Source organism: Burkholderia sp. E168m23, assembly GCF_016586125.1.
GTDB lineage: Bacteria > Pseudomonadota > Gammaproteobacteria > Burkholderiales > Burkholderiaceae > Burkholderia > Burkholderia orbicola.
The window spans coordinates 1-7,024 of the sequence record NZ_BCPP01000302.1; the positions used below are offsets into that span (position 1 = coordinate 1).

Sequence of the window (7,024 nt, forward strand, 5' to 3'; positions counted from 1 at the left end):
GGAACCACGCCAGCGACGCAGTCATCGCGCCGATCGCAAACGGCGCGCGGGCAGACGGCGCGTGGCTCACGATCACGGTCCCGAGCAGCAGCACCGTATCGATCCCGTAATAACTTCGTATAGCATACATTATACGAAGTTATACGACTCTTCTTGATCTGCGCCTCGAACGCAAGGTCGAGCTTGCTCGCCTTGCGCGGTTTTTGGGGGCCGAATTCGTCGACGAACTTGACGAATTCGTCGAGCGGCAGCGGCTCGCAGCGCTTCTCGGCGGTGCCGCCCGAGCGGTCGACGAGATAGAACAGGCCGCCCGCCATCGCGACGGCCGCGAAGTGCGGGTTGCCGGAGCGGGTCTTCAGGCGTTCGACCGCGTGGGTCGCTTTGGTGGTGCGCATCTTGGGGGAGCTGGCGAAGCGGATGTAAGCCTCACACTCTATCAAACCGGCCGACCGCGTGCGGCCCGCGGCCGCCCCTTGCCGTGCGAACCGGCCTCAAACCGTGCGCGAGTAGCGCTGCCGCGGCGTCTGGCCGAGGTACGCGTCGAACGCCATCGCGATGTTGCGCACGACCATCCGGCCGGCCGGATGGATCGTCAGCCGGTCGCCTGCGATCGTCAGCAGCCCGTCGCGCTCGAACGGGCGCAGCGCATCGAGCTCGCGCGCGAAATGATCGGCGAAGCGGATGCCGTGCGCGGCCTCGACATGCGAGAACGGCAGTGCGAGGTTGCACATCAGTTGCGTGATCACGTCGCGGCGCAGCCGGTCGTCCGGCGTGAGCCGCACGCCGCGCGCGATCGGCAGCCGGCCCGCGTCGAGCGCGGCGCCGTACGCGGGCAGGTCCTTCGCATTCTGCGCATAGACGTCGCCGACCTTGCCGATCGACGACACGCCGAAGCCGATCAGGTCGGTATCCGCGCGCGTGCTGTAGCCCTGGAAATTGCGCTGCAGCGTACCGTTGCGCTGCGCGCGCACGAGCTCATCGGACGGCCGCGCGAAGTGGTCCATACCGATGTACACGTAGCCGGCCGACGTCAGCATGTCGATCGCGAGGCCGAGCAGCGCGATGCGCGTTTCCGGCGGCGGCAGCGCCGCATCGTCGATCTGCCGCTGCATCTTGAACAGGTGCGGCATGTGCGCGTAGCCGAACACCGACAGGCGATCGGGCGCGAGTTCGATGATCGTTTCGAGCGTGCGCGCGAACACCGCGACCGTCTGGTGCGGCAGCCCGTAGATCAGGTCGACGCTGACCGAATGGAAGCCCGTCGCCCGTGCGGCGGCGAGCAGGTCCGCCGTCATCGCACGCGGCTGGATGCGGTTGATCGCCTGCTGCACGACCGGGTCGAAATCCTGCACGCCGAGGCTCAGCCGGTTGAAGCCGATCGTGCGCAGGTGGACGAGCGTCGCCGGCGTGACCGTGCGCGGATCGATCTCGATCGAGAACTCGGCGTCGGTGTCCGGCGCGAGCGCGAAATGCTCGCGCGTGGCCGCCATCAGCTCGGCCGTTTCGTCGTCGGACAGGAAGGTCGGCGTGCCGCCGCCCCAGTGCAGTTGCGTGACGGGGCGGGACGGATCGAACAGCGCGGCCTGCAGTGCCATCTCGCGCTTGAGCTGGTCGAGATACGGGCGCGCGCGGCGGCGGTTGTTGGTTGCGATCTTGTTGCAGCCGCAGTAGAAGCACGCGGTGTTGCAGAACGGGATGTGGAAGTACAGCGACAGGTCGCTCGACGACGCGCCGGGGTCGCCCGCCGCGCGGACGTAGTCGGCCGGATCGAAATCGTCGCGGAATTGCAGCGCGGTCGGGTACGACGTATAGCGCGGCCCGTTCGCGCCGTATTTCGTGAGCAAATCGGGACGGAACATCGTGTCGGCAGAACCAGAATGCATGACGGTCTCGCGCTTTTTTAGATGCTTTCGAGTATATGAACGCGCGATCGGGCCGCATTGTGTAATAACGTCGCAGCCGGCGATGGCACAATGCGGGGTGGGGCTGCCGGACGCCGCGTCCGGTTGCCGCACCGTTTTTCGTTGTTCGTCGAGAGAGCCGAGTGTCCGTCGAAATGCCTGTCCGCCCGGTGCCCGCCGAAACCCCGCCGCCGCACGCGTGCCGCGAGGGCTGCGGCGCGTGCTGCATCGCCCCGTCGATTTCCAGCCCGATTCCGGGCATGCCCGACGGCAAGCCGGCCGGCGTGCGCTGCGTGCAGCTCGGCGACGACCTGCGCTGCATGATCTTCGGCCGGCCCGAGCGCCCCGCGTGCTGCTCCGGGCTGCAGCCGTCCGCCGACATGTGCGGCGCGTCGCGCGACGACGCGCTCGCGTGGCTCACGCGCCTCGAGGCCGCGACGCGGCCGGCGCATTCAGGAGAGAAATCAGCATGACCGTCCCTCGCGCGCCCGGCCGGCGCCGTTTTCTCGCTGCCGCTGTAGGCGCCGTCGGCGTGTGCGTATCGCTTGCCGCGTGCGCGTCGACGTTCCCGTTCATCCCCGATCACTACACGTTCTCGCGCGGCGACGTGCAGAAGGCCGTCGCGCGCAAGTTTCCTTACCAGAAGACGGTCGCGCAGGTCGTCGACGTGTCGCTCGCGAACCCGGCCGTCAACCTGCTGCCCGACCAGAACCGCATCGCCGTGCAGCTCGACGCGAATTTCGCGAGCCCGTTCCTGCGCGGGCCCGTCAGCGGCAAGTTCACCGTGTCGGGCCAGCTCGCGTACGACGCGCCGAGCCGCTCGGTCGTGCTGAAGGCGCCGGCCGTCGACAGCCTCGTGCTCGACGGCGACGCGCAGATGTACGCGCAGCAGGTCGGCGCCGCCGCCGGCCTGCTCGCGACGCAGTTGCTGACCAACTACCCGATCTACACGTTCAAGCCGGAACAACTGCAATTTGCCGGGGTGAACTACGAACCCGGTACAATTACGATCCTTACAAACGGCATACGCGTGGCGATCGTCGAAAAGTGACGACGGGGCGCGCACGGCCGGGCGGGCCGCGCGCGCAAGAGTGGCCTTTTCTTTCGACCATTTCGGAGTTGGGCCACGGATGGACTGGATCCTGATCTGCAAGGCATTGATCCTCGGCGTCGTCGAGGGGCTGACGGAATTCCTGCCGGTGTCGAGCACCGGTCACCTGATCGTCGCGGGCAGCTTCCTGAATTTCAACGATTCGCACGCGAAGACGTTCGACGTCGTGATCCAGTTCGGCGCGATCCTCGCGGTCTGCTGGGAATACCGGCAACGGATCGTGTCCGTCGTGTCCGGGCTGCCGAGCCGGCCCGATGCGCAACGCTTCACGCTGAACGTCGTGATCGCGACGATTCCCGCGATCGCGCTCGGTCTCCTGTTCGAGAAGAAGATCAAGGCCGTGCTGTTCTCGCCGGTGCCCGTCGCGTTCGCGCTCGTCGTGGGCGGCGCGATCATCCTGTGGGCCGAGGCGCGGCAGCGCGAACGCAGCGAGCCGCCGCGCGTGATGTCGGTCGATGCGCTGACGCCGCTCGACGCGCTCAAGGTCGGGATCGCGCAGTGCTTCGCGCTGGTGCCCGGTATGTCGCGCTCGGGCTCGACGATCATCGGCGGGATGCTGTTCGGGCTCGACCGTCGCGTGGCCACCGAATTCTCGTTCTTTCTCGCGATTCCGATCATCTTCGGCGCGACGCTCTATGAAACCGTGAAGGACTGGCAGGCGTTCACCGTCGATTCGCTCGGGCTGTTCGCGCTCGGGCTCGTCGCGGCGTTCGTCAGCGCGTTCGTGTGCGTGCGCTGGCTGCTGCGCTACGTCGCGACGCACGATTTCACGGTATTTGCGTGGTACCGGATCGCGTTCGGGTTGTTCGTGTTGTTGGTCGGTTACAGCGGATGGTTGAACTGGGCGTGAAGTTGGCGAGCGGCGCGATGCGCCGCTCCATGAAAAAAGCCCGACCGGCGTGAGATGCCGGTCGGGCTTTCTTTATTCTGCGCGGGGCGGGGGCGCGCTTAGTCTGCTCGCTTGCGGAACACCAGGTCCCACACGCCGTGGCCGAGCCGCAGCCCGCGCCGTTCGAATTTCGTCACCGGGCGGTAGTCCGGGCGCGGCGCGTAGTCGGCAGCCGTGTTTTCGAGCGTCGGTTCCGCGCCGAGCACTTCCAGCATCTGCTCCGCGTAGTTCTGCCAGTCAGTCGCGCAGTGCAGGTACGCGCCGGGCTTCAGGCGCGACGCGAGATGCGCGACGAGCGGCGGCTGGATCAGCCGGCGCTTGTGGTGACGCGCCTTGTGCCACGGATCGGGGAAGAAGATATGCACGCCGTCGAGGCTTGCCGGCGCGATCATGTGCTCGAGCACCTCGACCGCGTCGTGCTGGATGATGCGGATGTTCGACAGACCCTGCTCGCCGATCAGCTTCAGCAGCGCGCCGACGCCCGGCTCGTGCACCTCGACGCCGAGGAAATCGTCACCCGGGCGGTGCGCGGCGATTTCCGCGGTCGACGCGCCCATCCCGAAACCGATCTCGAGGATGCGCGGCGCGCTGCGGCCGAAGATCGCGTCCCAGTCGGGCATCTCCGGCGCATACGGGACCACGAAGCGCGGGCCGAATTCGTCGAGCGCGCGGCGCTGGCCGGTCGACACGCGGCCGGCACGCGTCACGAAGCTGCGGATGCGGCGGTGGTGCAGCGGGTTGACTTCGTCGGCGCCTTCGCCAGCTTGGTCGGCTTCGTCGGGAATGGCGTCGTCGTGCGGCGGCAGGCCGGCTTCGTTCGGATCGTCGTGCATCATCGGTACAGAGAAAGGCTCGGTTCGGGCGAGGACCCGTTGCGCAGCAGTGCTGCCGGGCGATTCGGCGCATGGTACAAAAAAAGCCGCCTTCGACGAGGCGGCTCATGCGCAAGCTGTTGTGCAGCCGGAAGGTGGAGCGGGCGATGGGAATCGAACCCACGTCATCAGCTTGGGAAGCTGAGGTAATGGCCATTATACGACGCCCGCAGAACGGGTGATTGTACAGGGTTTGGTCGTGATGTTACAAGTGATGCGTTGAAGCAGCCGGCAAACGGGCTTCGCGCTCGGGGTGCACGCACCCGCGCGATGCGCCGGCTACGCGCCAGCAAGTCGGCAGTAACGAGAGCGGCGCTGCGGTGCCGAGGCCCGACTACAAACGCGATGGCGGCGCGCTTACACGCCAGCCCATGTCGAAAATAGACGAGTCGGCGTCGGAAGCATGCAAGCTCGGGTAAAGCTTTCGAACTAACGTGACAGGTCTCTCATACGATCGTTAGTCTGGAGCCGACATGTCCGATTTCATCACCGTTCTGCGCAAAACCTGCCCGACGCCTGTCCTTGACGCGACCAAGTGGAAACGCATTGGCGGCGATCCGCACACCGTGAACCTCAACGCGTACGTCTCGAAGGACGGCAGCAAGATCATGGGTACCTGGATCTGCACGCCGGGCAAGTTCGAGGTGAATTACGAAAAATGGGAGTACTGCCACTTCCTCGATGGCTACTGCATCATCACGCCGGAAGGCGAGGAGCCGCAGCACTTGAAAGCTGGCGACGTGTTCGTGATCGAACCCGGCATGAAGGGGACGTGGGAGGTGGTGGAGACGGTGCGCAAGTACTTCGTCTTTGCCTGACGGGTCGGTCGATTCGACTCAACCCACGCGCCACATATCTTCCCGGTTCCCGAAACCGTGACGGCAACCGCGGACTCCGGCTCGACCCAACTTGACTCGGTTGGGAAGCGGTGCGCCGAGCGGGCTCACAGGCTCGGCGCGCGCACCCGCGCCCGCTATCCGACCGCAACCCGTGACGAATGCGACGCCGGGTTGTGCGCTGACGACGACGCGATAACGCTCGCCGCCGGCCCTGCACGCTGTCGCGCAAACCCCTAAGATGCAGCGATCCGCCCACCGTTTCCGCTGCAGCGCACGAACCTCCCGCCTGCGCCGGACGCCCCTCCGGAGCCTCGACCATGCGTATCACCGCGGTCCACGAACGCGCGATTCCCGTATCCCGCTATGCCGATCCGGCGATTGCCTCCGGCGGCCTGACCACGAGCGTCGTCGCGGTCGTCACCGACGTCGTGCGCGACGGCCGCCCGGTGACGGGCTACGGCTACGCGTCGATCGGCCGCTTCGCGCAGGGCGGCCTGATCCGCGAACGGTTCGCGCCGCGTCTGCTCGCCGCCGCCGATACGCTCGCCGACGAAGCCGGCGCGAACCTCGACCCGTTCCGCGCCTGGCGCGCGATGATGGCCAGCGAGAAGCCGGGCGGGCACGGCGAGCGCTGCGTTGCGGTCGGCACGCTGGACATGGCGATCTGGGACGCCGCCGCGAAGATCGCCGATCTGCCGCTGCATCGCTTGCTCGCCGAGCGCCTCCAACGCACGGCGGCGCCGCGCGTGCGCGTGTACGCGGGCGGCGGCTACCGCTACCCGCATGACGACCTCGCGCGCCTGTCGGACGAGATGCGCCGGATCGTCGATCTCGGCTACACGCACGCGAAGATCAAGATCGGCGGCGCGGATTTCGAGCAGGACCGGCGCCGCATCGAAGCCGCTGCCGCACAGCTCGCAGGCCCTTCGCATCTCGCGGTCGACGCGATGAACACGTACGACGCGACGACCGCCCGCGAGGCGGCCAACATGCTCGCGCCGTTCGGCCTCTGGTGGTTCGAGGACATCTGCGATCCGCTCGACCTGCCGCTCCAGGCAGACATCGCCACGCGATACGCACCGCCGATCGCAGCAGGCGAAGCGCTGTTTTCGCTCGCGGAAGCGAAGCTGCTCGACCGCTACGGCGGCCTGCGTGCCGACCGCGACGTGCTGGTGTTCGATCCCGTGCACAGCTACGGGTTGCCGGGCTATCTGCAGATCGTCGATCACTTCGTGTCGCGCGGCTGGCAGCGCGACGCGTTCTGGCCGCATGGGGGCCATCTGTTCTCGCTGCACGTCGTCGCGGCGCTCGGGCTCGGCGGTGCGGAAGTCAGCCCGTTCGCATTCCTTCCGTTCAGCGGACTCGCCGATGGCGAAATCGTCGACGCGGGATACGCACGCGTGCCGCAGGCG

General features: G+C 67.1%; 7 protein-coding genes, 1 tRNA gene and 1 pseudogene. 5 read left to right on the forward strand and 4 right to left on the reverse strand.

Going from position 1 to position 7,024, the window contains the following annotated elements; genetic code table 11:
* Positions 1-143: 143 nt before the first annotated feature.
* Positions 144-395, reverse strand: a pseudogene (locus JMF90_RS16970) (hypothetical protein); the annotation flags it as partial.
* Between the two features lie 96 nt (positions 396-491).
* On the reverse strand, positions 492-1,883 hold the full coding sequence (hemN, locus tag JMF90_RS16975) for an oxygen-independent coproporphyrinogen III oxidase (RefSeq protein WP_125380752.1): 1,392 nt from the start codon (positions 1,881-1,883) through the stop codon (positions 492-494).
* Positions 1,884-2,056: 173 nt separating this feature from the next.
* Here hemN and JMF90_RS16980 point away from each other — a divergent pair, with 173 nt between their 5' ends.
* From JMF90_RS16980 to JMF90_RS16990, 3 genes are all read left to right on the forward strand, one after another.
* Complete coding sequence (locus JMF90_RS16980; RefSeq protein WP_125381074.1) at positions 2,057-2,374, forward strand: YkgJ family cysteine cluster protein; 318 nt, start codon at positions 2,057-2,059, stop codon at positions 2,372-2,374.
* On the forward strand, positions 2,371-2,952 hold the full coding sequence (locus tag JMF90_RS16985) for a DUF1439 domain-containing protein (protein ID WP_074800945.1): 582 nt from the start codon (positions 2,371-2,373) through the stop codon (positions 2,950-2,952). The genes JMF90_RS16980 and JMF90_RS16985 overlap by 4 nt, the downstream gene beginning before the upstream one ends.
* 79 nt (positions 2,953-3,031) lie before the next feature.
* Entirely contained in the window at positions 3,032-3,862 is an 831-nt protein-coding gene (locus tag JMF90_RS16990) for an undecaprenyl-diphosphate phosphatase (RefSeq protein WP_011544783.1), read from the forward strand.
* Positions 3,863-3,960: 98 nt separating this feature from the next.
* On the opposite strand, the gene trmB is transcribed toward JMF90_RS16990, so the two are convergent.
* On the reverse strand, positions 3,961-4,737 hold the full coding sequence (gene trmB, locus JMF90_RS16995; protein ID WP_125380751.1) for a tRNA (guanosine(46)-N7)-methyltransferase TrmB: 777 nt from the start codon (positions 4,735-4,737) through the stop codon (positions 3,961-3,963).
* A gap of 132 nt (positions 4,738-4,869) precedes the next feature.
* Positions 4,870-4,944, reverse strand: a tRNA-Gly gene (locus JMF90_RS17000).
* A 302-nt stretch (positions 4,945-5,246) separates the two neighbouring features.
* On the opposite strand from JMF90_RS17000, the gene JMF90_RS17005 reads away from it, so the two are divergent.
* Both JMF90_RS17005 and JMF90_RS17010 read left to right on the forward strand, forming a co-directional pair.
* A complete protein-coding gene (locus JMF90_RS17005) occupies positions 5,247-5,591 on the forward strand; it encodes a cupin domain-containing protein (RefSeq protein ID WP_006496617.1) in 345 nt (114 codons plus the stop codon).
* A gap of 338 nt (positions 5,592-5,929) precedes the next feature.
* A partial coding sequence (locus tag JMF90_RS17010) for an enolase C-terminal domain-like protein (RefSeq protein ID WP_201325251.1) occupies positions 5,930-7,024 on the forward strand: 1,095 nt, incomplete at its 3' end.

Bases quoted from the DNA above. Each gene is read 5' to 3' on its own strand.
- hemN (WP_125380752.1), bottom strand. From the start codon at position 1,883: ATGCATTCTGGTTCTGCCGACACGATGTTCCGTCCCGATTTGCTCACG.
- JMF90_RS16980 (WP_125381074.1), top strand. From the start codon at position 2,057: ATGCCTGTCCGCCCGGTGCCCGCCGAAACCCCGCCGCCGCACGCGTGC.
- JMF90_RS16985 (WP_074800945.1), top strand. From the start codon at position 2,371: ATGACCGTCCCTCGCGCGCCCGGCCGGCGCCGTTTTCTCGCTGCCGCT.
- JMF90_RS16990 (WP_011544783.1), top strand. From the start codon at position 3,032: ATGGACTGGATCCTGATCTGCAAGGCATTGATCCTCGGCGTCGTCGAG.
- trmB (WP_125380751.1), bottom strand. From the start codon at position 4,737: ATGATGCACGACGATCCGAACGAAGCCGGCCTGCCGCCGCACGACGAC.
- JMF90_RS17005 (WP_006496617.1), top strand. From the start codon at position 5,247: ATGTCCGATTTCATCACCGTTCTGCGCAAAACCTGCCCGACGCCTGTC.